23 protein-coding genes and 1 pseudogene are annotated in these 22,918 nt (G+C 58.2%); 11 read left to right on the top strand and 13 right to left on the bottom strand.

The annotated features are described in order from the left end of the window. Nucleotides 1-250 (bottom strand): annotated as a pseudogene (locus BLW21_RS19985) (hypothetical protein); the annotation flags it as partial. Nucleotides 251-484: 234 nt separating this feature from the next. On the opposite strand from BLW21_RS19985, the gene BLW21_RS19980 reads away from it, so the two are divergent. Beyond that, nucleotides 485-1,099, top strand: a complete 615-nt coding sequence (locus tag BLW21_RS19980; RefSeq protein ID WP_092743729.1) for a recombinase family protein — start codon at nucleotides 485-487, stop codon at nucleotides 1,097-1,099. 55 nt (nucleotides 1,100-1,154) lie between these two features. Continuing rightward, entirely contained in the window at nucleotides 1,155-2,273 is a 1,119-nt protein-coding gene (locus tag BLW21_RS19975) for a Fic family protein (RefSeq protein ID WP_175471065.1), read from the top strand. A 308-nt stretch (nucleotides 2,274-2,581) separates the two neighbouring features. Here BLW21_RS19975 and BLW21_RS19970 read toward each other — a convergent pair whose 3' ends face one another. From BLW21_RS19970 to BLW21_RS19960, 4 genes are all read right to left on the bottom strand, one after another. Then, a complete protein-coding gene (locus tag BLW21_RS19970; protein WP_092743725.1) occupies nucleotides 2,582-3,514 on the bottom strand; it encodes an alpha/beta fold hydrolase in 933 nt (310 codons plus the stop codon). 171 nt (nucleotides 3,515-3,685) lie between these two features. After that, nucleotides 3,686-3,982, bottom strand: coding sequence for a TlpA family protein disulfide reductase (locus tag BLW21_RS19965; protein WP_245711975.1), 297 nt, complete (start codon nucleotides 3,980-3,982; stop codon nucleotides 3,686-3,688). A 21-nt stretch (nucleotides 3,983-4,003) separates the two neighbouring features. After that, nucleotides 4,004-4,126 (bottom strand): TlpA family protein disulfide reductase, encoded by a 123-nt coding sequence (locus tag BLW21_RS22020; protein ID WP_262490463.1) that lies wholly within the window; start codon nucleotides 4,124-4,126, stop codon nucleotides 4,004-4,006. A gap of 225 nt (nucleotides 4,127-4,351) precedes the next feature. Then, the gene (locus tag BLW21_RS19960) at nucleotides 4,352-5,239 is read right to left on the bottom strand and encodes an efflux RND transporter periplasmic adaptor subunit (RefSeq protein WP_092743723.1); all 888 of its coding nucleotides are present in this window, start codon (nucleotides 5,237-5,239) and stop codon (nucleotides 4,352-4,354) included. 165 nt (nucleotides 5,240-5,404) lie between these two features. Here BLW21_RS19960 and BLW21_RS19955 point away from each other — a divergent pair, with 165 nt between their 5' ends. The 4 genes from BLW21_RS19955 (at nucleotide 5,405) to BLW21_RS19940 (ending at nucleotide 10,350) form a co-directional block, all read left to right on the top strand. After that, nucleotides 5,405-8,290, top strand: a complete 2,886-nt coding sequence (locus BLW21_RS19955) for a PAS domain-containing sensor histidine kinase (RefSeq protein ID WP_092743721.1) — start codon at nucleotides 5,405-5,407, stop codon at nucleotides 8,288-8,290. A gap of 11 nt (nucleotides 8,291-8,301) precedes the next feature. Continuing rightward, nucleotides 8,302-8,748 carry a response regulator gene (locus BLW21_RS19950; protein ID WP_245711974.1) on the top strand — a complete coding sequence of 149 codons (447 nt, stop codon included), beginning with the start codon at nucleotides 8,302-8,304 and terminating at the stop codon, nucleotides 8,746-8,748. 93 nt (nucleotides 8,749-8,841) lie between these two features. Then, nucleotides 8,842-9,399, top strand: coding sequence for a hypothetical protein (locus BLW21_RS19945; protein WP_139255347.1), 558 nt, complete (start codon nucleotides 8,842-8,844; stop codon nucleotides 9,397-9,399). Between the two features lie 354 nt (nucleotides 9,400-9,753). Continuing rightward, nucleotides 9,754-10,350: a Fic/DOC family protein gene (locus BLW21_RS19940; protein WP_092743717.1), complete on the top strand. Its 597-nt coding sequence runs from the start codon at nucleotides 9,754-9,756 to the stop codon at nucleotides 10,348-10,350. A gap of 273 nt (nucleotides 10,351-10,623) precedes the next feature. Here the strand turns inward: BLW21_RS19940 and BLW21_RS19935 are convergent, their stop codons facing one another. From BLW21_RS19935 to BLW21_RS19925, 3 genes are all read right to left on the bottom strand, one after another. Further along, nucleotides 10,624-10,980, bottom strand: coding sequence for a hypothetical protein (locus BLW21_RS19935; RefSeq protein WP_139255346.1), 357 nt, complete (start codon nucleotides 10,978-10,980; stop codon nucleotides 10,624-10,626). A gap of 130 nt (nucleotides 10,981-11,110) precedes the next feature. Continuing rightward, nucleotides 11,111-11,545 carry a hypothetical protein gene (locus tag BLW21_RS19930; RefSeq protein ID WP_092743713.1) on the bottom strand — a complete coding sequence of 145 codons (435 nt, stop codon included), beginning with the start codon at nucleotides 11,543-11,545 and terminating at the stop codon, nucleotides 11,111-11,113. A gap of 204 nt (nucleotides 11,546-11,749) precedes the next feature. After that, nucleotides 11,750-12,877 carry a PD-(D/E)XK nuclease family protein gene (locus BLW21_RS19925; protein WP_092743711.1) on the bottom strand — a complete coding sequence of 376 codons (1,128 nt, stop codon included), beginning with the start codon at nucleotides 12,875-12,877 and terminating at the stop codon, nucleotides 11,750-11,752. A 291-nt stretch (nucleotides 12,878-13,168) separates the two neighbouring features. Here BLW21_RS19925 and BLW21_RS19920 point away from each other — a divergent pair, with 291 nt between their 5' ends. Further along, nucleotides 13,169-13,741 carry a hypothetical protein gene (locus BLW21_RS19920; protein ID WP_139255345.1) on the top strand — a complete coding sequence of 191 codons (573 nt, stop codon included), beginning with the start codon at nucleotides 13,169-13,171 and terminating at the stop codon, nucleotides 13,739-13,741. Between the two features lie 288 nt (nucleotides 13,742-14,029). After that, nucleotides 14,030-14,305: a hypothetical protein gene (locus BLW21_RS19915; protein WP_092743707.1), complete on the top strand. Its 276-nt coding sequence runs from the start codon at nucleotides 14,030-14,032 to the stop codon at nucleotides 14,303-14,305. A gap of 199 nt (nucleotides 14,306-14,504) precedes the next feature. Here the strand turns inward: BLW21_RS19915 and BLW21_RS19910 are convergent, their stop codons facing one another. Further along, on the bottom strand, nucleotides 14,505-14,780 hold the full coding sequence (locus tag BLW21_RS19910) for a hypothetical protein (protein WP_092743705.1): 276 nt from the start codon (nucleotides 14,778-14,780) through the stop codon (nucleotides 14,505-14,507). After that, on the bottom strand, nucleotides 14,777-15,475 hold the full coding sequence (locus BLW21_RS19905; protein ID WP_092743703.1) for a recombinase family protein: 699 nt from the start codon (nucleotides 15,473-15,475) through the stop codon (nucleotides 14,777-14,779). Before BLW21_RS19905 ends, BLW21_RS19910 begins: the two co-directional genes overlap by 4 nt. Nucleotides 15,476-15,680: 205 nt before the next feature. Between BLW21_RS19905 and BLW21_RS19900 the strand changes: the two genes are divergently transcribed. The 3 genes from BLW21_RS19900 (at nucleotide 15,681) to BLW21_RS21380 (ending at nucleotide 20,173) form a co-directional block, all read left to right on the top strand. Next, entirely contained in the window at nucleotides 15,681-18,416 is a 2,736-nt protein-coding gene (locus BLW21_RS19900) for an Eco57I restriction-modification methylase domain-containing protein (RefSeq protein ID WP_092743701.1), read from the top strand. A 105-nt stretch (nucleotides 18,417-18,521) separates the two neighbouring features. After that, the gene (locus BLW21_RS19895) at nucleotides 18,522-18,740 is read left to right on the top strand and encodes a hypothetical protein (RefSeq protein WP_139255344.1); all 219 of its coding nucleotides are present in this window, start codon (nucleotides 18,522-18,524) and stop codon (nucleotides 18,738-18,740) included. Between the two features lie 566 nt (nucleotides 18,741-19,306). Beyond that, the gene (locus tag BLW21_RS21380; RefSeq protein WP_139255343.1) at nucleotides 19,307-20,173 is read left to right on the top strand and encodes a type IV toxin-antitoxin system AbiEi family antitoxin domain-containing protein; all 867 of its coding nucleotides are present in this window, start codon (nucleotides 19,307-19,309) and stop codon (nucleotides 20,171-20,173) included. On the opposite strand, the gene BLW21_RS19890 is transcribed toward BLW21_RS21380, so the two are convergent. The 3 genes from BLW21_RS19890 to BLW21_RS19880 form a co-directional block, all read right to left on the bottom strand. Next, nucleotides 20,160-21,038, bottom strand: coding sequence for a nucleotidyl transferase AbiEii/AbiGii toxin family protein (locus tag BLW21_RS19890; protein ID WP_092743697.1), 879 nt, complete (start codon nucleotides 21,036-21,038; stop codon nucleotides 20,160-20,162). The genes BLW21_RS21380 and BLW21_RS19890 overlap by 14 nt on opposite strands. A 728-nt stretch (nucleotides 21,039-21,766) precedes the next feature. Next, on the bottom strand, nucleotides 21,767-22,558 hold the full coding sequence (locus tag BLW21_RS19885; protein WP_092743695.1) for a Fic family protein: 792 nt from the start codon (nucleotides 22,556-22,558) through the stop codon (nucleotides 21,767-21,769). After that, on the bottom strand, nucleotides 22,555-22,857 hold the full coding sequence (locus BLW21_RS19880) for a hypothetical protein (protein ID WP_092743693.1): 303 nt from the start codon (nucleotides 22,855-22,857) through the stop codon (nucleotides 22,555-22,557). Before BLW21_RS19880 ends, BLW21_RS19885 begins: the two co-directional genes overlap by 4 nt. Nucleotides 22,858-22,918 lie beyond the last annotated feature (61 nt).

Here is a 22,918-nt window from a genome sequence, read left to right as displayed (position 1 = left end):
CCTGCCCGTAGGTGGTATCGCGCACCGGCAAGCCCGTGCGCGCAGCCAATTCAGTGGCCAAGGTTTCCCAACGGGTCCGCTCAGCGCTTTCTTGGTGGACGCAGGCCACGATGCGGGCCTCCAGGGCCTGGTACCCAGGAAAAGCCCGCGCGTTCATCCCGTCGGGGGGCACAAGGCCCAGGGGGTAGTGGCGCTGCAGGTCAAGGTAAATCGGCCAGTAATCGCGCTGGGCGTTGAAAAAGTGCGTCATGGGCAGGATGGAGACAGGGCGGAGGCGCAGCAGCTAACCTGCCCGTGGCAACGCAAGGGGTACAATGTTCAGGTAAGTATACCCTCCTTTCCCTGAACCGCTAAACTAAACGCCCCGCAAGTTGCACCAAAGCTTGGAACGGCCATTTGGTGCCTATGCCGAGTTTAAGAAACTCGTCTACCAATCAAAGTTTACGAAATGCCGTTAGCAGGTGAGTTTCGTAAACTCCCCTATATGAAGATTGGCTACGCCCGCGTCTCCACCCGCGACCAGAATTTAGCATTGCAGCTCGACGCCCTGACCCAGGCCGGCTGCGAGCTTATCTACCAGGAAAAAGCCTCCGGCGCCTTGGCCGCCCGGGTCGAACTCGATAAGCTCTTGCTGCAAGTGCGCCCGGGCGACACGGTCTACATCTACAAGCTCGACCGGCTGGGTCGCTCGCTTAAGCACCTGCTCGACCTGGTCGCGGACCTGCAGCGCCGCGACATCGGCTTGATTTCCCTGACCGACGCCATTAACACGTCGTCAGCCCAAGGCCGGCTCGTACTCAACCTGTTTGCCTCGCTCGCCGAGTTTGAGCGCGAGCTGATTCGCGAGCGCACCCTGGCCGGGCTGGCTGCGGCCCGTGCCCGGGGCCGCGTCGGCGGGCGCAAGCCGGGCCTTTCAGTAGAAGCCCAGCGCACGGCCCGCGCGGCCGAACTGCTCTACAAAGCCCGGGAGCTGAGCGTCGACGACATGGCCCGCAGCCTGCGCATCTGCAAGGCCACCTTCTACAAGTACCTGCACCACCGCGGCGTGGCCCTGCATGTGCAGCCCTTGCCCAGTCCAGTGACCACCCCTGCCACCTGAAGAAAGCGCCCGGGTCGGGGCATGCGGCGAATAACGGGTATATTCACCGCAGATTATGCGGAGAATAGTGCCTTATATCCATGAACGCCCGGACTGGCCGGCCTTCACCTGGGACCCGGCGGTCCTGGAGGCGCTGCTAGGCACCGTACGTCACCAGCAGGGGCGGCTGCTGGGCCGGCTCGAGGCCTTGGGTGTGGACCTGCGGGCCGAGGCCACGCTGCGTACGCTCACGCTCGACGTGCTCAAGTCGAGCGAAATCGAGGGTGAACTGCTGCCCCCGGCCTCGGTGCGATCCTCCATCGCCTGGCGCCTGGGGCTCGAACAGGCCGCGCTGCCCCCCACCGACCGGCGGGTGGAGGGCGTGGTGGCCATGCTGCTCGACGCCACCCAGCAGGCCGCCGCGCCGCTGACCGCGAACCGCCTGTTCGGCTGGCACGCGGCGTTGTTCCCCACCGGCTACAGCGGGCTGTACCCGCTGCAGGTGGGCGCGTGGCGCACCGGGCCCATGCAGGTCGTGTCCGGGCCGCTGGGTCGCGAGCGCGTGCATTACGACGCGCCCGCCGCCGCGGAGCTCGACGCGCAGATGCAGCACTTCCTGGCCTGGTTCAACGCCGACCAGGGCCTGGACCCCGTGCTCAAAGCGGGGCTGGCGCATTTCTGGTTTGTGACGATTCACCCCTTCGACGACGGCAACGGCCGCATCGCCCGGGCCATCGCCGATTTGCAGCTGGCCCGCGCCGACGGCACGGGCCAGCGCTGCTACAGCCTGTCGGCGCAAATCCAGGCCGAGCGCCAAGCGTATTACGACCTGCTCGAAACCAGCCAGCGCGGGCCCTTGGACGTGACGCCCTGGCTGGACTGGTTCTTAGGCTGCCTGGGCCGGGCCCTGCAAGCCGCCGAGCAAACGCTGGGGCAAGTGCTGGCCAAGGCCCGCTTCTGGGAGCAGCACCGGGACGCGGCGTTCACGGTCCGGCAGCGGCAGCTGCTCACGCGGCTACTCGACGGCTTCGAGGGCAAGTTCACCACGGCCAAATGGGCGCGCATGGCCCACTGCTCCCAAGACACGGCCGGCCGCGACATCGCCGACCTGGTGGCCCAGGGTGTGCTGGTGCACGAAGGCGCCGGTGGGCGCAGCACCAGCTATCGCTTGGCGCCCGAACCCGACGCCCGATAAGTCACCTGCCGACGGGGCAAGCGCGAAAGGGCTCACAAGGGGCTCACAGCACCGATACACCGAGCCCTAAACCGTGCTCCCTGGCTTCTAAATACACATTTTGCGGTAAAGTAATGGGTTCACAATGGGCTCACGGCATTGCGAAATTACTCATCCAGAAAGTCCGTTTGGTGAAAAGAGGGGTTTCACATGGAGCACTCAGGACCATGAATCGCTTACCGGTCGCCTGGTGGTGCCTTCGCAGGACCAGGGCTTTTTTGTGCGGTAACGGCGACCCCCAACTCGCTTACGCGTAATTGCTCAGCAGGCTAGTGCTGCGGTTTTCGCCGCGCCGACCACAGCCAGAGGCCGCCGGCCAGCAGCGCCAGCGCGGCCCCCACGATGGTCGCTGGGGGCAGCCCAAGCGTTGCCTTTGCTGGTTTCGCCCGGGCCCTGAATGTCTCGGGAAGGGCCTCGCGGTTGGTCACGGCCAAAATCAGGCGCGCGGCTTCGGCCGGTTGGTCCCACTGCGGAAAGTGGCCGCAGTGCTCGAACCAATACAGGTGTGCATCCGGGAACTTCTCCAGTGCCAGGCGCGACTGGCTGGGCAGGCACACCCGGTCCTGCCGGCCCCAGCCAATAACCAGGGGCTCGGTAATGCTGCCCTTGGCCGCGGGCCGCTGCACTTCGCCATGCGCCAGCTGGTCGAGCAACTCGTCGAAGGCGGGCGAGTGGGCGAAGCTGTACATCTCGTCGCGGGCCAGCTGCGCGTCCACGGCCCAGGGCCGGGCCGAAAACTGCGGCAGCAGCACGGTGCGCCCCACGGCCGAACCGGCCAGCGCGGGCATCACCGGCTGCAGGGCCGTCACCAGCTTGCCGGACAGGGACACCGAGTGGTAGAAAACTGGAATCTGCCAGCCCTGCCAGAACCCACCCGGGTCCAGCGACACCACCGCGCCGAGCACGCCGCCGCGCCGGGCCAGCTCCAGCACCAGCCGCGCGCCCATCGAGCTGCCCACGGCGTCGATGCCGAGCAGGTCGTGCTGGGCCAGAAAGTCCGTCACCGCATCGGCCAAGTTGCCGATAGAATGGATGCTGGACAGTTTCGGGGTCTGCCCGTGGCCGGGCAAGTCCACGGCAATAACGTCGCGCTCGGCCGCCAGCGTGTCGAGAATGGTGTTCCAGGACCGCCAGCTGCCGCCGAGGCCGTGAACCAGTAATAGGGGGCGGCCGGTGCCGCGGCGAACGAAGTGCAGGTCCATAACAGAAGCAGAAGAAAGTGTAACCCCTAAACGTGGGGCCATAAGAAACGGCTCACCTTCTTGGTCCGGCCCTCTGGTTCCGCCTCCTGTTTAAGAAGACAGTCCGACGCTAAATACGCGCTGTTCAAAGAAAGAAGTGATTTAAAAACTTCGCCCTTCAACTCAGTTGGCTTACTTATCCGTCAGGGCCAGCTTTTCGAGCGCGGCCAGAAACTCGGGGGTATCGTACTCGGCCATGCCCTCGTGGCGGGCCACTACCTGGCCATCGGGCCCGAGAATGACGGTAGAGGGAATGGCGCTGGAATTAAAGGGTGCTGGCAGGGGTCCCTGCGGAAAATACACCGGGAAGCTGTAGCCCTGCCGCTTCACCATAGCCCGGGCCTTAGCCGGATTCTCATCCAGTGACAGCATCACGAAAGCGACCTTCTTAGGGTCCACTTTTTGGTAGAGCACCTGAATTCCCGGCATTTTAGCCACGCAGGGCGGGTATCAGCTGGCCCACATATTCACGAATACCACCTTGCCCTTGAGCTCGCTCAGGCTCGTGTGTTTGCCATCGAAGGTGAGCAATGGCAGATTGTGGGGATAGGCTGCCCCGCTCGTATGCACCATGGGCGGGCCGGGGGGGGGGGGCGGCCATGGGCGCTTCGGCCTTCCACAGACCCGTTGCCAGCAGCCCGCGTTGGAGGGCCCCCAGCACCGGCGTGCGCAGGGGGGATAAACAGGACGAGGGCGAACATGGCCAGGGGCAGCCACTGCAACAGATTTTTGCAATTCAGATTCATAATCAAGAAGTTGAAAAGGTAAAACAATGGAAAAAGGAGTAGAGAGAAGCGGCTACGCGCCGGCGGGCCGGGGTTTGGCTACGGTTACGGGCTGACCGTCCGGCACCTGGTCGGCCTGCTCGCGCACCAGCTCGTCGCCGGGCTGCAGGGCCCCGAACACCAGCACCGAGTCGCGGCTCAGCAGCTGGCCCTTGCGCACCGGCACCCACTGGGCGCGGCCCTGCTGCACGCGCACCACCCGCGCCTGCTGGGGCGCATCGGGGGCAGTGAACACGGCCGAGATGGGAACGGCGCGGGCATCGGCGGCAGTGGGCAGCGCCACCAGTACCTGGGCATACATGCCGGCTTTCAGGCGGCCATCGGCGTTGGGCACCTCCATTTCCACCAGCTCCGAGCGCACTTCCGGGCTCAGGCGGCTGGCGTTGCGGCGGAAAGTGCCGCTGAACGTCTGGCCGGGGAAGGCGGCCACCGTGAAGGGTACCCGGGCCCCGGGCTGCAGCCACTGGCCGACCGCCGCCTCGGGCACGGCCACCTCCAGGCGCAGGGTGCGGCTGTTTTCGAGCGAGAACAGGGGCGCGGCCGGCTGCCCGGCCCCCGGCCCCACCAACGCGCCCACCGATACGTTGCGGGCCGTGATGATGCCGCCGAACGGGGCGCGCACCACCAGGTAGTTGCTCAGTTCGCGGCTGGCCTGCAGCTCAGAATAGGCCGCCTGCACGTTGGCCTGGTCGGCCTGCATGGCGGCACGGGCCTGTTCCAGGTCGTTGGGCGAGATGGTGCCCCGCTCCTCAGAAACACTACCGTCTGGGTCCACGAGCTGACGCCAGCCCAGATGGAGAGGGGCCGCAAAAAGTACGGCAAGCTGCTCCGGTGCGCAGCCCAGTAGCCCGCCGAAGCCCTGCGCATCACCCGCGCCACCATCCTCTTTACCCTCGCCCACGGCTTGTAGTGGCTGCCCGCCAACCCGAGCAGACCACCTGGCCCGCTCGTTACATTTCCCGGCCCTGCCAGCCGCGAAAGCCCAGCCTGCGTATCCCCGGTTATCAACCGGCTGCCCGCACCCTTTTCGGTAAATTGCCTCTTCCTACTGCCTTCTTTCGTCTTCATGGCTCCCGGCTTCCCCACTCCAGCGTCCCTGTCTTTCCCCGATAGCCTCCTCTACGACTTGCTGGACGTCTCGCTCACCGGCGTCAACGTGCTGCGCCCGGTCTACGACCCGGCCGGGGAAATCGAAGATTTTGCCATCGAGTACCTCAACCCCGCCGGCCAGCGCATGGCCGGCCTGGCCGAGCGCCCGGGTGGCACGCTGCTCACCCGCTTTCCGGAGTCCAAGGCCGCCGGCATCCTCGCTTACTACCGGCGCGCGTACACCGAGGGGTACCCCGGCCTGCACGAAGTCAACTACCAGGCCGATGGCCTCGACAACTTCTTCCGCCTGGCGGCCCGGCGCAGCGGCGAGCTGCTCGTGGTCAGCTTCACCGACACGGCCGACCAAAACCGCAGCGCCGTCGAGCTCGCCCTGCGCGAAAGCCAGGTCGCCGAGCAAGCTGCCCGCGCCGACGCCCAGCGCCAGCGCCTGCTCGAGTTTATGGACGCGGCGCCCGGCATGGTGCTCCGCCTGGTGGGCCCGCAGCACGTCATCGAATTCGCCAACGAAGGCTTCCGCCAGCAGTTTGGCGTGCCCGACCCGGTGGGCAAGCCTTACCTGGAGGCCCTGCCCGTTGCCGCCACCCAAGACGACTCCGCTTACCAGGCCACCGCGCTCTACGACCACATCTACCGCACGGGTGAGCCCTACTACGCCGCCGAAGCCCCGTACTACATCGCCCCCCCGCAGGCGGGGCGGCGCGAGCTGCGCTACTTCACCTTTGCGGTGCAGGCCGCCCGCGACGGCCGCGGCCGCATCGTGGGGGTGCAGGCCTTCGCGACCGATGTCACCGCGCAGGTGCTGGCCCGCCAGCAGGTGGAGCAGCTCAACCAGGAGCTCGAAGCCCGCGTGCAGGCCCGTACCCGGGAGTTGGCCCAGGCCCAGGCCGAAACCGAAGCCCAGCGCCAGCGCCTGCACCAGCTGGTGGCCGAAGCCCCGGCCCTGATTGCCAGCCTGCGCGGCCCCGAGCACGTGGTGGAGCTGGCCAACGACGGCTTCCGCGCCATCTTCGGCGGCCGCGAGCTGGTGGGCAAAACCTACCGCGAGGCCATTCCCGAGTTTGCCGGCCAGCCGTTTTTCGACCGGCTCGACCGCGTGTACCGCACCGGCGAAACCTACCACGGCATCGACGAGCCCGTGGTGCTGGACCGCACCAATTCCGGCCAGCTCGAGCGCACCTTCATCACCTACACCTACCAGGCCACCCGCGACGTCCACGGCCGGATTGACGGCATTCTGGTGTTTTGTTACGAAGTCACCGACCAGGTGATGGCCCGCCAGGAGCGGGAGGCCCAGCGCGAGCAGCTCCAGGCCGTGTTTGCGCAGGCCCCGGTGGCCGTGTGTTTGTTCCGGGGCGAGAACTCGGTGTTCGACGTCGTCAACCCGCCCATGGCCGAGATGCTCGGCCACCCGCTCGAAGCCCTGGTGGGCCACCCGTTTTTTGAGGTCATGCCCGAGCTGCGCGCCCAGGGCCTGCCCGAGCTGCTGGCCGAGGTGCGCCGCACCGGCACGCCCTACGTGGCCCAGGAGCAGGCCATTCAACTGCTCCGCCACCAGCCCGGCGCCCCCGGCTACTACAATTTTGTGTACCAACCGTTGTTCGACGCCCAGCACCAGGTCACGGGCATCGTGTGCGTGGTCACCGACGTGAGCGAGCAGGTGGCGGCCCGGCGCGTGGTGGAAGCCCGGGAAGAATCCTTCCGCCTGATGGCGGACCACGCTCCGGCCATGCTCTGGGTCACCGACCCGGCCGGGCAGTGCACCTACCTCAATGCCCAGTGGTACGCCTACACCGGCCAAACCGAAGCCGAGGCCCTGGGCCTGGGCTGGACGCAGGCCGTGCACCCCGACGACGCCGATGCCGCGGGCACCGCCTTTCTGGACGCCAACGACCGCCGCGTGCCCTTTGAGTTTCTCTACCGCCTGCGCCGCCACGACGGCAAGTACCGCTGGGCCATCGACCGGGGCCTGCCGCGCTTCGGGCCCGACGGCGCGTTCGCGGGCATCGTGGGCACCGTGGTGGAAGTGCACGAGCAGAAGCTGGCCGAGCTGGCCCTGCAGAAACTGACCAAAAAGCTGCGCAAATCCCGCGACCAGGCCGAGGCCCTGAACGCCGAGTTGGGCACCACCAACCAGCAGCTGCTGCGCACCAACGTGGACCTGGACAACTTCATCTACACGGCCAGCCACGACCTCAAAGCCCCCATCTCCAACCTCGAGGGTCTGCTGCACCTGCTGCAGCTGGAACTGCCGCCGGCCTTGGCCGAGAGCCCCACCGTGGGCCCCGTACTCGGCCACATGCTCGATGCCGTCGACCGCTTCAAGCGCACCATCGACCACCTCACCGAGTTATCCAAGCTGCAGAAAGAGCATGCCCCCGCTACCACCCTGGTCAACCTGGCCGCCGTGGTCGAGGGCGTACGCCAGGACCTGGCCCCGCAGCTGCGCGAAAGCAAGGCCCAGCTGACCGTGGCCGTCAGCGAGGGGTCCGCCTTCCACTTCTCCGAGAAAAACCTGCGCTCGGTGGTCTACAACCTGCTCAGCAACGCCCTCAAGTACCGCCACCCCGACCGCCGCCTGCACGTCGACGTCCGGTCCCACGTGCGCGAGGGCTTCACCGTGCTCGAAGTCCACGACAACGGCCTGGGCCTCGACCCCGACCACCTGCCGCGCCTGTTCACCATGTTCCAGCGCTTCCACGACCATGTCGAGGGCACCGGCATCGGCCTGTTCATGCTCAAGCGCATGGTCGACAACGCCGGTGGGCGCGTCGAAGTCCACTCCCGGCTCGGGGCCGGCACCACGTTTTTCGTCCACCTGCCGCACGCTGCTCCTGCCGCGTAGGGCCGCCCCTTTTGCACCCGTCCCGCCCGCTTCATGGCCACCATTTCCTGCACCCTGCTCGTCGACGACGACGCCACCACCAACTCTTCCTCAACCAGCGCCTGCTCGAGCACCTGGGCGTGGCCGACACCGTGCTGGTGGCCAAAAACGGCCGGCAGGCCCTCGACCTGCTGCGCACCCATTGCCAACCGCCCGCCTCGCCCACCTGCCCGGCCCTCATTCTGCTCGACCTGAAGATGCCCATTATGAACGGCATGAAGTTCCTGCACGCCTACGCCCAGCGGCCCGAACGCCAAAACCCGTCGGTCGTCATCATCATGCTCACCACCTCCCTCAACCCCCGCGACGTCGAGCAGATGCAGGACCTGCCCATCGCCGGCTACCTCACCAAGCCCCTTACCCGCGACAAAGTCAACCAGGTCCTGCAGCAGCACTTCGGCCAAGCCGCTTCTACTTAGCCCGCGGCACCCAGCTAAACCAATACGAGCTTATTATTGAATGGACCATCGTTGTGGCGTCCCTTGCTATGTTCCACGATTACGCGTTGTCGCATGACCTCTGTTCTTCTGCCAACCAGGTTGCGCTGGTGGCTTTTTGCCGTTTGCTGGTGGTGCAATGTGCCTCCCAGTGGGGCACAGACTAACCGCCCCCTGTTGTTCAAGGAAGTGCCCCTGCCCCAACCATGGGACCCGATGGTGTACCGCCTGAACAAGGCATGGAGCTACTCCGTGCGCAACAAAGGCGGCAAACTCGTGACCGGCCTGACGGATGTGCTGAGCCGGCCCCGGCGGCCCGTTACCCTGACCACCCCCGCCGGGCGCTTCGAAGGATTGGACCACGGCGAATTTGGCGGCGTGCTGCGCTTTTACGGCTCGGACCCGCAGGCCCCGCCCGTGGTGGTTAAGGAAGGGAACGTGCGGCTGATTTTTCAGTATCAGGGCCGAGTGTACTTCCTCGAAGGCCTCGCGCACTTGGCCCATCGGAGTGGGGCGTTGTACCAAGTGACAGGCACGGCGCCCGCGTTCGGGTACACCCAAGTGCTCGCCTTCGACGACGCCCCCGAAGCCTTTGCGGTGGTGGAGGACACCATATACATCGCCCAAAGCTAGGGGTTCACGGTTCTGCGCGCGCTGCGACCCGACGCGGTAGCAAAGCGCACCCTTTGGGGCGGTCTCTATCCCAACTCCGTCGCGGTGTTCGGCGACACGGCCTATGTAGGCATGCGCGGCGGGTACGCGCGGGTCATCATGACGACCCAACGCGTTACTTTTTTCAAGCACTTGCCTTAATGAACTACCCCATCCGTTCAAGAAAACGGTCCAAATCGCAAATGAAGTATTATTTCTTTGACAGCTACTTTGGGGCTGGAAAAGAATATGCGTTCTTGTGCTTGCCTTTTTTCGCTCGCGTTGCCTACCTGTACTGGTTCGCGGCCAAGCCGAAGGACTTATGCCCTTGGAACCATGAAATACGCCTCCTCTGGTGACGAAGAAGAAGCGCTGCCCAATCTGTTGGGACTCTCGTCGTTGGCAGAAGTGCAGCAGGCGGAAACCGAAGGCTTCCTATTGGCCGAGCAGAGCTTGTTGAACGAGCTGCGCGAGGACGAGGTCTTTGACGTGGCCTACATTCAGGAAATCCACCGACGCGCCCTCGGTCGGGTCTACGGCTTCGCGGGGCGTTACCGCACCGTCAACCTCTCCAAGGGCGGCTTCGCTTTTCCGGCGGCGCTGCACCTGCCTAAAAACATGGCGGATTTCGAACAGGAAATGCTGCGGCCCTTGCCCCACAGTTGGCCCGATGCCACGTCCCTGGTGCGCGACGTGGCCCGCGTCCACGCCGAGTTGTTGTTCCTTCACCCGTTTCGGGAAGGCAACGGCCGCACCGCGCGCGTGCTGGCCAACCTCATGGCCTACAAAAACGGCTCGACCAGCTTCCAATGGGAAGCATTGGCCGAGCCAGAACGTTTTAATTTGTATGTGCAGGCTGTGCAAGCCGCTGGGCTGCTCCGGTACGAGCCCATGCAGGCCGTTATCGCAAGCGTGTTGCCCCCGTCTCCGTAACCGAAGTGCCTACTGTTTTACGCAGCCGCCCTTCATCGGCGCGAATGCCTTCCACACGGGCCGAGCCCACGGCATTGCGCACCAACATTTGCTGACGCTCTGCTCCCTCCCGCAGGTGCGGGTAGCGGTCTACGATTCGTTTGCCAGTCGCTTTCATAGTTATTACGGTTTCTGCCTTGCTAGTACAAAGTACGGATAATTATCATTCCAGGCCACCTAAACTACAGGATCTGTTCACTGAAACGAGCGAATAATTGCTCTCTCAAGCACTGGTTACTCGCTCTCGTGTGGCCGGTTATATTCTGGGGCATCGAGCGCGTAATCGACGAGCATACTATCACCTACGTGCAGGGCCGGGTCGCGGGAATTTCCTTCCCACTGCTGGCCCTTTGCCTTGAACCGATAGGAATAGGCAAACTGGTTGGACACCGGGCTATTGCCGAAGAAATTCTTTTTATCAATTACTACCGCCTTGACGGTTGCCGTGGGTCCTTCTAATGCCTGCGTCATCCGCTGACCGTGGGCACAAGTGCGAAGCATGTATCCAAACGTCAGTACAGTGATTGCTACTCCCAACCACTCCGAAAAGCTCCAAGAAGCCCCACGGGCGTTTTTTTTATTCTTTGCCAAAGTGTCTGCTGGTGTGCCTTTCAAAGCTACCTATAACGAATCGGGTATACTTTAAGATCGTAACCCAACGGTTACGCATGTTCACCAAAAGGGTGGTGCCTTAAACGCGCTCCGGTCAAAATAAGGAGCGTTAGTACTGTCTGTAGTAATCGTCGGCCAACTGCGCCACTAACTCTGCCCACGAGGACGCGTTGCGGACCAATCTCTTCGTTTCGGGGTGGCCATCGAGTGCCTCCATACCGTCCATAGCCTGCTCAAGGCGTTGCTTGAGTACCGCCAACGAATCAGGCGGCAGCGGCTCCAGCGCCAAGGCCACGCGGAATGTCTGCCCACCCAATAGATCGAAGCCCCAAAACGGTCCCATTGTCGTGATTTTTTCAGCGGCCTGCACCCCGAACCGTTGCGCATGTCGGTCCACGATTTCCATGTGTTGATAGAACCCCGAGTTGAACGCTTTGGCACGGCATACCGTCAATTCGTCGGCGTGGCGCGCATAGTGCAGCATCTGGTGGCCCTGGCTAAAGCACATCACGGGATAAGCAAGGTCAGCGGCGAGAAGGGGCATAATACACTAAAGGTATTTTGAAGTCCAGCCAAACGGTGATTTTCGGATACCAGCGAGCTTATGGGTAGCTCAGACCCTAAGTTGGTTAAGAAGAGGTAAGCGGACAGGTTTACCTAATCAAAGTACAGTTTAGGCGCTCCTGATGGTCTTCCGGTACACAAGGGGAGTCCGTTAGCTGCCAAATGCGACTTTTGGACCGAACTTTTAACTAAGGCCAAGGTCGGGGGGTAGAGAAGTGGCCGTGTTAGGGGCCTGCATGAGGGTGCCAACTATGCGCTGCAGCTGCTGCTCCATTTCAGCTGCCATATGTTCGTCGGACTCCGTAAGGGTGAAGTGCTGCTCCTGTATAACCTTGCTCGTCAATTGGCGCTCTAGCGAGTGGGGGCCTTTTACCCAATAGTGAGCTCGTAGCTTATAGCCTTTTACAATGCCCACCTGGTACCATACGACCACATCGCCCAGGGTCAGGCTATACTTCATAAGGGGGTTGCTTTGCCAGATAAACCGGCTTGACTCGTTCCGCGCACCCGCGCCCTGCAACACCCCCCCCGCCTGCTTCAACTGGGTTGTTAAACCTGTAGCGGTATACAAGCGATTGACAAGCAGACGATCCACCCGGTCCATCTTGCCCATAAGCTCAGCTTGGTAGGCTTCGTGGTGTTTGACCAGTTCTTCCACTACGGCCGCGTTGTCTTGTAGAAGCTGTAAAACGTCCGGATTTTCCATAAGGGCAGGGCGGTTGTGATGTTTCTCAATCGTTTTTAGAAAGTCGAGCAGGAAGAGTAAATATTTGGCATCGGCATAGTCAGTATACTGGCCGAGATTTTTGCGAACCATCTGCACGAGCTGAGCATAGGTCATGTTCACAAACTGATGATCCGGCACTACTGGGTAGCGTGACAGTACAACTTTATAGACGTGGACATGGCCACCAGCCTGCTTATCCAGGGTCGCGCCATAATCAGCCAAGTCATTATAGAGGCTGGCCAGCACCTTATTCTCAATACCTAAGATGAACCGTTCGCCCACTACGAGTAGGTCTAGCCGGTTGCCCTTTGCGGTTTGGATCTCGGTCTGCACCTGCACCATATGCAGGCTGGAGAGTAAGCTGGGACTGTCTAGGCCGATTGCCTCCAGCACTGAGCGCAGGAGCAAGTCGTGCAGGCCGTGTTCCCGGTTAGGATCCAAGTAAAAGGCGAGGATATTGCTCCAGACCGTTTCCCGATGTGGAAAGCGGGCGATTTCCAGGAACGTAGCGCCTTTCCGCTCTTTTACATGTAGAGCTCGAAATCGGGTGAACAGCTCCCGTAATGATGATAGATCTTGGATCATACTATCTATATCTTGTGCAAGCCACGCAGACCTTGGTCAAAGATTGCTTGTGAGTTAAAGATGCAGTAGATCAACTGATTTGTAACTACGCGTTAGACGACTAGTTCAGCTGTATTTCTTGCCGCACACAGAACATACCACCAAGTGCAATTGGCCGCAAGTCTGATCAGCTATAGCGAGGTACACCACACCATCCTTTTTTCCTACTTGATGAAATTTACCGCGCAGGAAATGCTAGCCAGAGTTTATGTGGCACACCGAGATAGCAGCCCTCCCATTACTTCCTCGTATTTGTCCTCTTATCCTGCAATCCTCGAGCATTTTGAGGCGATTGAGCGATTTACGGCGAACCAGTTCATCACCGCTGCCCATATCGTCTATGGATGGATGCCAACTATCCTGGAGCTAAACGTCAACTCCCTGCCCGAGGCTCTTCCGGTTATGGAAGCCGCCCGGCATGGGCTCGTACTGACAGCATCACAGATAGCTCAACTGGCAGGTACTGTCAACAACTCAGTCATTGGTGCCTCCAAACTGCTGCACTTCACCAATCCAAGTGTCTACCCTATATGGGACAGTCGCGTCTTCCAATTCCTCAACCGGTCCGACACTGCTCCAGCGCTTAAGGGCCACCACTATCAGGTTAATAATGCGACCCTGTATGAAACCTATGCGCAGACCTGTCGAGAAGTTGCTGTAACCACGGACTTTCAGCCTACCTACGACTCGTTGATCGAACAGTTCAGAGACTTGCCGGGCTACGAAACATTCAAGATTACCCCACTACGCGCTTTAGAGTACATCATGTTCATGGCAGGCGGTAAGCAGATGTCCGACAAGATGTTTACAGCTGGTACAACATAAGGGCGAGAAGGGCTGAACCCTGTTCCAATCAGCTTAATGCCAGCAGCCTTTCAAGGATCCCTTTTCCGCCGGAAGTATTGGCCGATATATGAGCTCTCCGTGTCTCACCTGCGCTGTAAGCAATGATGTTAAGATGCTCCGGCAGCTGCCAGGCTGCGACCTGACGTAATACTATCGGGTTTTCGATGCTCTTACGCCGATTTTGCACCTTATCACGAGCGACAAGGCCATTTGGCCACGGACTCGCAGGTTTTACTCTATTTGTTTAGCAACACCCATCTTTGCGCTATGAAGGCAAGCAACCCCACGACCAAAACGTACAGATTGACTATAAAGCAATTAGATATTGGACCAGACCTCACTTCTCCCCCCGCATCCCTGACGGCCGTGGTGCAGTTGGCGGAGGCGTTTGTGCCGACCATGGACAGCTACGCGAGGGTGTACAGCGAAATCCAGCGAGACCGCGGCGTGTTTGCGCGGCTGTACAAGTTTGAGGCGGGCGATGATGGCGTCCGGCACGTCGCGGTTCACATCGTGCGCGACCCGTTGTTGCAGCGGATATAGCGCGTTTCCACCAGCGGAAAACCCCCTGACCCCTGCACCGGAAGGCCTGGGAAAGCCGCGCCACCGCACGCGATCTGGCCCGCCGTATGTACATAGCCTGTTGACAAGGCGTATGGACGGCAACGCACCGATTTGCCTTGCTGGCTTGTCCGATTTACGTATTTCCTGCTGGACGGCCTCCTGGTCGGAAGGGACGTTACTATTCCGTTTCGGGAAGCCACCCGGGCAATCGCACGAACAACGCGTAGTCTTCCATCTTCTCCGGCTCGTCGTCCCCAAAGCTGTCTGGGTATAGCACCTGCTGGCGCGTGGTGTTAAAAGTGAGTTCGGCGAAGAAGTCGCCCGGCATCCGGTACAGGAGCACGGCCTCGTCCACCTCCTGCCAGCGCTGGCCCACGAACGTGCCTGCGGCGTACACGGCGGCCGTTTGGTCTTCTTCGGACAGGGCCCGGAACTCGTCGAGGGTTATGCTCATATGTATCGCTCGGTGGGGGCATCCACCACGTGAGCATCCGGCCGATGAGCGAGTAGGCGCTGCACGCCCATCGGGTGAAAGGCCTTCCCGCGCCGGGTGCAGTACCCCGACTGGTTGAGCTGTTCGGCGATGGCTCGCAAGCTCTTACCATTGGCCTGCAGCAAGGTGGCCAGCTGGGCCGCCTGGCGGTTGTGAAGGTTGGCCCGCGCGTTGGCCTGACGCGCCGCCAGTCCCTTCGCCCGCGCCTCAACGGTCAGGTTGGCCGGGGTACCGAGCGCAAAGCCCCGCGCCTTCTTGGCGGCCAGCGCGTCGCGGGTGCGGCTGGAGATGGCTGCGGCTTCCTTCTGGGCTACGGCCGCCAGGATATGGAGCGTGAACTCGTCGGCCGCGGGCAGGTCCACGGCTTGGAAGCGGACCCGGCTTTCCATGAGCGTGGCCAGGAAGGCTACGCTGCGGGCCAAGCGGTCGAGCTTGGCCACGAGCAGCACCGCGCCTTCGCGCTGGGTCAGGGCGATGGCGGCCGCCAGTTGGGGCCGGGCACTTTTGCGGCCGCTCTCCACCTCGACGAAGTCGGCCACGCGCACGGCGTCGGGAGAGAGGAATCGGAGCACGGCGGCCTGTTGGGCCTCGAGGCCCAGGCCGGACTGACCCTGGCGGGCGGTGCTCACGCGGAAGTAGGCGACGTACTTGCTCATAGAGCAAAGCTACGCTCCTATTTTGGTACTTGTCACGTTTTTTAAACGTTCGTTTATAAAACGTGACAAGCACATGGCAGCCCTCTTAATAGAGCTTGTTGCTGTAGAAAGTCCTTGATGAACTGGTTACCGGGGAGTGGGCCGCCGGGTGGCCGTTGCGCGGACACTGCTTAGCTTAGGGCCCGCACTTTGCCATTCTTCTCTGATGTTTCTAGCTCCTACTAAAGAACAAGCCCGCGCCCGAGTTGCTACCCTGGTCGAAAATTTTGAACGTCAGTTGCCCGACTACCACCGCGGCAGCTACAACGAAACGCAGACCCGCCGCGATTTCATCGACCCCTTCTTTCAAGCCTTAGGCTGGGACATTGATAATAGCAGCGGGGCGGCTGAAGCCTACCGTGAAGTCATCCACGAAGACAAGGTGAAGGTCGGCAAGGCCACTAAGGCACCCGACTACTCGTTTCGGCTGCCGGGCGGGCAGCGGTTATTTTTTGTCGAAGCCAAGAAGCCTAGTGTCCGAATCAAAGAAGAACTGGAGCCCGCCTACCAGGTGCGCCGCTACGGCTGGAGCGCCAAGCTGGCCCTGAGCGTCCTCACCGATTTCGAGGAGTTGGCCGTGTATGACTGCACCATGCAGCCGGCCCCCACTGACAAAGCTGCCAAGGGCCGCTTGAAATACCTCACGTTTCGGGAGTACGCGGCGGAGTTTGACTTTCTGTGGGACACATTTTCCAAGGAAAGCGTGCTACGCGGGGGGCTGGATAAGTACGTGGCCACCGGCAGCGGCAAGCGTGGCAAGGAAACCGTGGACGCGGCCTTCCTCACCACACTGGAAGCCATGCGCGCCGAGCTGGCGCAAGGTCTGGCCACCCGCAACCGCCACCTCGACGCCGACGAGCTGCGCTTTCTGGTGCAGATGCTGCTCGACCGCATCATTTTCTTGCGCATCGCCGAAGACCGGGGGATTGAGCCCTACGCCGACTTGCAGGCCGTAGCCCGCGTGAAGAAGAAGGACAAGGTGTATGCTGGTCTTCTCGACCGCTTCAAGGCAGCATCGGCTCGCTACAACTCGGGGCTGTTCGATTTGAAGAAAGACCCGCTTTCTGCCCAAGTGCACCTCGACAACGCTGTACTGGCGCCGTTGCTGCAAAGTCTCTATTACCCGGAGTCGCCGTACGAGTTTTCGGTGATTGGGGCCGAAATTCTGGGCTCAGCTTACGAGCGGTTTCTGGGCAAGGTCATCAGCCTAGAGCCAGGCCGGGTGGTGCGTATCGAGGACAAACCGGAGGTGCGCAAGGCAGGCGGCGTGTTCTACACTCCGGCCTACATCGTGAACCACATCGTGGCCGCCACCCTGGGGCCGCGCTGCGCTGACCGTACCCCGCAGGACGTGGCCAAGTTGCGGGTGCTGGACCCGGCCTGCGGCTCGGGCTCGTTTTTGCTAGGAGCGTATCAGTATCTGCTCGACTGGCACCTGGCCTACTACCAGGCCCACCCTACGGCCGCGTTGCCCCCCGTACCGGTCTCAATCGGCAAGGCGGGAGCTAAAGCGCCGCCCCGTCGTGGGGGTGGCCTTACGCCAGACGGCCGCCTGAGCAGCCCTGTCAAGAGAGCTATTCTGCTCAACAATCTCTACGGCGTTGACCTCGACGGGCAGGCCGTGGAAGTAACCAAGCTCTCGCTGCTACTCAAGTGCTTGGAGGGTGAAACATCGGCCAGCATCCAGCACACGCTGGGCTTGGAAAGGGTGCTGCCCACCATCGACCAGAACATCCGGGTGGGCAATTCGCTGGTCGAAACTAACTTCTACGATGGGGAAATAGATTTTGCCCCCGACGCAGAGAAGACCGTGAAACCCTTCGGCTGGCGCGATGAATTTGTGGCCGTGTTCAAGCAGGGCGGGTTCGACGTGGTGATGGGCAATCCGCCGTACGTGCAGGTTTCAAATATGCCTACAGAGGTAGCGCAATACCTTCAACAGCATTATTCGCTAACAAATGATTTGTACACGCTATTCTTAGAAAAAGGCATGCAACTCACGCACACCGGCGGGCAGTTAAGCTTCATCGTGCCCAGCCTTTTCCTCAAGAATGTGAACTCGAAAAATGTACGAGCATACATCAATACTCACTGTGCGAACTTCGTGTTTGAGCAACAGGGCGACAACGTATTCGACCAAGTGAAGATGCCGACATGCATCATTATTACTCACAAGGGACAAGCGAAAATAGCGCGCGATTATTTTGCGGGAGACGCAGACGGATTGTTTATAAAGGTTAAAACGCAGCCCCTAGGCGAGCTTGCTACGGTTACTCGGGGCTTGGAAATAGGACGAGATAAATTGATGGAAGCGGGAGAATACGCTTGTCTAACCGGGGGTAATATTGACCGATACTTTACGAAGAGCAGGAAATACATATCTGCTCCTACTCGTCAAGAATTTAATAAAAACGCAGAGGTATTTGCCGCGCCCAAGCTAATGGTACGTGAAACCGGCTCGCAATTCTGCGTCACGCTTGATGATGAGGGACTATTGACAACCCGCAGCATCTACAATGTCAAATCAAAGAAGGATCAAGTCTCAGAGAAGTTTCTGTTGGGCCTTTTGGGGTCGAAGCTGTTTGTCTTCTACTTCAAAGAGTTTATCTCACCTGAGACTAAGACCTTCCCGAAGGTTCGAATAGCGCAACTCAAAGAGTTGCCTATTCCCAAACTCAGCCTTAAAATCTCAGCCGACAAGAGGACGCACGACGAGGTAGTAGGACTAGTGGATCAACTGCTGGCCGGCTACGCGGGGCTGGCGGCGCACAAGCTGGCGTCAGCGAAAGAGCAGGCGCAGGCAAAGCTGCGGCATCTGGAGCGCCGCCTAGACGGGTTGGTATACGACCTGTACCAGCTGACGGAAGAAGAGCGAGCGCATGTTTCGGGGGTGAGCAGCTGATTTCATTTAGAGCCTGCCAGCTCCACAGCTGAAGCAAATCGTAATCATCAGCGCACGTTAGTTAACTATTAAAAGTCTGTACTGAACCCCATCAAGCAAATGGCCATGCCCCAGAAAATCATGAAAGAAGAGGAAGACTTGGACAAAAAGCACCCGTTCACGTCCACGATTACGGCAGAGAACAAGCGGCGCCTTGTGAATTATCAATCGAATAAGCCGGGTGGTGCCAAAACTACCGATGTGGTGAACCAGGCACTCGAACTTTTCTTTGATAGCCGCAGCCAGTTCGCAGACGCAGAGCCACCCAAACCTCGCCGCAGATGAATAGAATTTTTTAGGCATTGAGGAAGATTAAATAGTCCTTCCCTGGTATAGATTTCGTTGCTTAACATAGCTTATACGCGGCCCCTCGGAATCGCACTGCTTTTGGCCCTGCTGCGCGGCACTCGGCCGGCGTGGTACTTTTCCGGTGCGAGGCCCCTCTTTGCGACGATGAATTTCGACTAGTATTGCTTCGCCTAGCGCCAAGTTGCCCCCTGTGTGGGCAACTTGGCGCTAGGCACATTATAGCCGTAATTGATACCCCCCATAGTATCCCGTGGGCATCCTGGTGATTCTAACTTACTACCCTCACGCCCCCAGCGTACGGCCTACTATATAGGCTATTAGACAAATTAAACCCCCACTTCTCAAAGAACCCTTGACATTTTAAATAAAATTTCATAACTTTCGTGTACTAAGTATATATACTTAGTACCATAGCGATCATTAGATTTTCATAAAGTGCCTAATCTGAGGTCATAGGCCGTCAAACTTGACTTTCTAACTCTATTGTATTAACTTCGTATTAAGTATATATACTTAATACGAGCTGATGTTTGCTGCTCCGTATGCCGGGTAAATCCAGATTTTCTATTGCAGAAGCTCGAATCAGAGCTTTTTTCAAGCAGAGTCCGACCAAGGTATTCACCAAGGTTGATTTAGTGGGGGTACTGGAAGAGTACAGAAGCACTTGGAACTTAGCCTTGGCCACAAATGACAAGAAGTTCACAGACTTACTTGTCAAAAGAGAAATACTTAGAAAAGTACAAATAGACTTTGATGGATATGTCCCATCAAAAGATTTATATGTTTCTGATGATGCTCCAGTTTATCAGATTGCGGCAGCATCTGTACATAAATCCTATCTATCACACTATTCGGCCGTATGGCTTAACGGCTTAACTACTCAAGTACCAAAAATTATTTTTGTTACATTTGAGCAAAGCAAAAAACATAACATATATAGGGAGCTAGAACAAGATGCTATTGATAGAGCCTTTTCTAGGCCCCAGCGCAGATCCGGATCAATAGCTGATTATAGTGATTATGCCTTCGTTGCCCTTAATGGCAGCTTCACTAACCGCTCTGGAGTGACTACCATCAACAACGTTCCTGTCACAAATATCGAGCGCACACTTATAGACATTACTGTAAGACCAAACTATGCAGGTGGAGTCCATGCAGTTCTAGATGCTTATAAGAACGCTATGAACAGAATTTCTATTAATAAACTTATAGCAACTTTAGATAATATAAATTTTATATATCCATACTTCCAGGCAGTAGGCTTCTACTTAGAAAAAGCTGGATACAAGGGAAAAAAAATAGACGAACTAAAAGCCAGAAAGAAAGTCTTTAACTTTTATCTCACGTATGAAATAGAAGTTAAAGACTATTCTCCAGAGTGGATGCTATATTTTCCTAAAGGCCTGTAATTTTCTCAAAAGTGTTTACTACATAATCAAAGTAGAACGAGAATTCTTGAGGACTTTCTACTTGAGAAATCGTAGCTTTAACATTTTCCCAATCGTCACTATGAATTGATTTATTACTTCTTATTTCATTGATATATTCTAACGGCACCCCTTTGGCTTCAAAGATATTCTTTAACAAATCTATACTCTCTTCCGATTCTATTTCTACTCCACAAGTCGTCATGATTAAATAAATATCATAAAAATCCCTTGCTCTAGCTGATTGCGTTTCTGACTTAACTATGTCAGAATACTGTGGCAATTGTTGACATATAGCCCTCACTTTCTCAAAAACTATCATTTCAGGTGTGTATACATATACAGTATATCCATCCACATTGATTGATTTTTTATCTTTTATAAATTCGAATTTACTGAATTCTATTTCAAATTTTGGTGAATTATTTGGCTTTACTGCAATTGACAATCTTCTCTGCATGGATTTGTCGTTTTCGTATTTATCAAAAACAGACTCTTCCACTACCTTAAATTGCACTAAATATCCTCCCCAAAAATCTGGTGCTCCAATTTTAGCCGTCTTGGGCTTTATTATGAATTCGTAATCAATCAGTATAAATCCATTCTCCTTATATGTCTTAGCTAATGTATCTCTAATCCTATCTTTGATCACATCAATATCTCCTAAAAAGTCACCATTAGCAATTGAAAAGTCTAAGTCATAGGATGTTCTTGATATACAACCATCACTGTATGCTAAGTCAATTGCATTTCCACCCTTTAAAACAATATTTTCTATCAATTCATCATCAGAGGCAAGAGCAATAACTGCTAGGCGCTTGATTTTATTTACAATTTTTATGTCCATGGCTTTTTTAGGCAATAAATTTCAATTTCAATGTATTTTCCCTGCGGCCAATTCCGAAAGAATCAGAAGCGAGTGGCACAGCACAGCAACTAAGGAAATAGTAATGGTTGCTTCCATAGCTGGTCGTAACATTTTCCTTAATTGACAGCATTCTAGTTACACATAACTTGTATGCCAACGGTCCGCCTAGCCTTCGACCTCCGGAAAAGCTTTTGCCGGGAAACGCCTCAGTAGCGGCTCAACGCCTACAGATTGAGCAACCACCCAGCACAAGAGGGAAAGCCACACTGACAGCTTCCCCTCTGTGTTGCAGTAGGTGCGGAATGGGAGAATGACCTGCCCTTGTCAGCCCCACACACCTGTAAAGGCTGACCGACCAAAGATAAGGCAGTGCAGCGCGGGTATTTGCCCCTGAACGCTACCCCATCTCGAACTTCCTGTATCACTTCGCTGTAGGCAAATCATATGAACAAGCAGCATAAGGGGTAGCGCAAGAGTAAGAACAGAAATTCCCGTTAGCGAATTGAATGCCACTCAAAAAGCGCAAAAGCATTGTGTGAGTGAAAGATGATAGCGAAAATAGAAGATATGAAGAGTAATGAAAGTATGTAGAGTAGGTAAAGGAATGGGATTAAGGGAAGTATGTAAATTATAGAAAATCCAGTAATATCAGTAATGCCAGTAACATGGGTAACACCGATAATACAGGTAATACTAGTAGTATGATATTAGCTCTGTTGTGGTGTTGGAGGTGCAATTGCCGATAGTTGATAGACCAACGACTTCCTGTGCTGGTCGCGCATGAAATCAAAGAAAACCGTTAGATCCCCTGCGGTGCGGCTTTCTTCCAACGCCGCGAAATAGGCCTGCCGATCTTCGCGGAACACGATGGTCAGTGGCTGGCCATGATACCGCTGCATATAGTTCATAAGTAGCCGCGACGTGCGCCCGTTGCCATCGTTGAAGGGGTGAATGATAACCAAGCGCTGGTGGGCCTCAAAAGATAGCTCCAGCTGCTGGCGAAAGGTGGTGGCCACCGGCATCCGCTCCCGTAGCTCGCTGGTGAGCGCGGCCACCAGGGCGGGCACCTTCTGGGCGCTGGGAAAGGAGCTGGCTCCAACGATGAACACGTTGCCCCGGCGCAGGTCGCCCTGCGTGGGGTCCACGGTGCCCAGGGCTGTGTTGGTGGGCCGGCCAGTAGATTTCATCACGGCCGCCGCCAGCTCGCGCAATAAAGCCGGACCGGGAAGCTGCCGCGCATCTGCGCGCTGCAACGCCAGGTCCAGGGCGCGGGCGTGGTCGCCCAGCATGTCGTAACCGGCCAGCGGCTTGCCCGGACCCAGGGTGGGCGTGGTCCCGAGCAGAAAATCAAACGCTTCGAGCACCGACACGCGCGAGCCCTCAATCATGGTCGAGTGCGCCGAGACCATGACGTGGCTTAACTGCTGGCTGGTCTGCTGCCGGCCGGCCGGCAGCTGCTGCACCTGTTGGGTCAGCCGCTCAATCTCCTCCCAGCTCATGCCGCCTGCCGGAGCGTGGCCGCCCGCAACTCGGTCACGTCGACGGTGGCCAGGGGCAAGGGTGCGGTCAGGCCCGTACCGTAGATAAGGTCTGCAGCCCACGCTGCCAGGTCGGCCGCGTAAATCATGCGTCGGCCGGCCTCGTCCTGGTACTCGGTTTTACCCGTCATGAACGCCTCTAAGCCAGGACGCAGGGCTGCTGGCACGTCAGCCAGCGCCTGGTCACCCAGCGACGGATTCAGGAGCCCGTTCAGGTAGTCCCGGAGGGCTTGGTAAGCATCTTGGGTGGATGGGATCATGAGAAACGGGCCAAGCAGGCTGCACGGGTAGCAACCAAAAGTAACGATTTCAGCCTGATCT

The organism is Hymenobacter psychrophilus, from assembly GCF_900107135.1.
GTDB lineage: Bacteria > Bacteroidota > Bacteroidia > Cytophagales > Hymenobacteraceae > Hymenobacter > Hymenobacter psychrophilus.
This window is presented reverse-complemented; position numbering and strand designations above follow the sequence as displayed.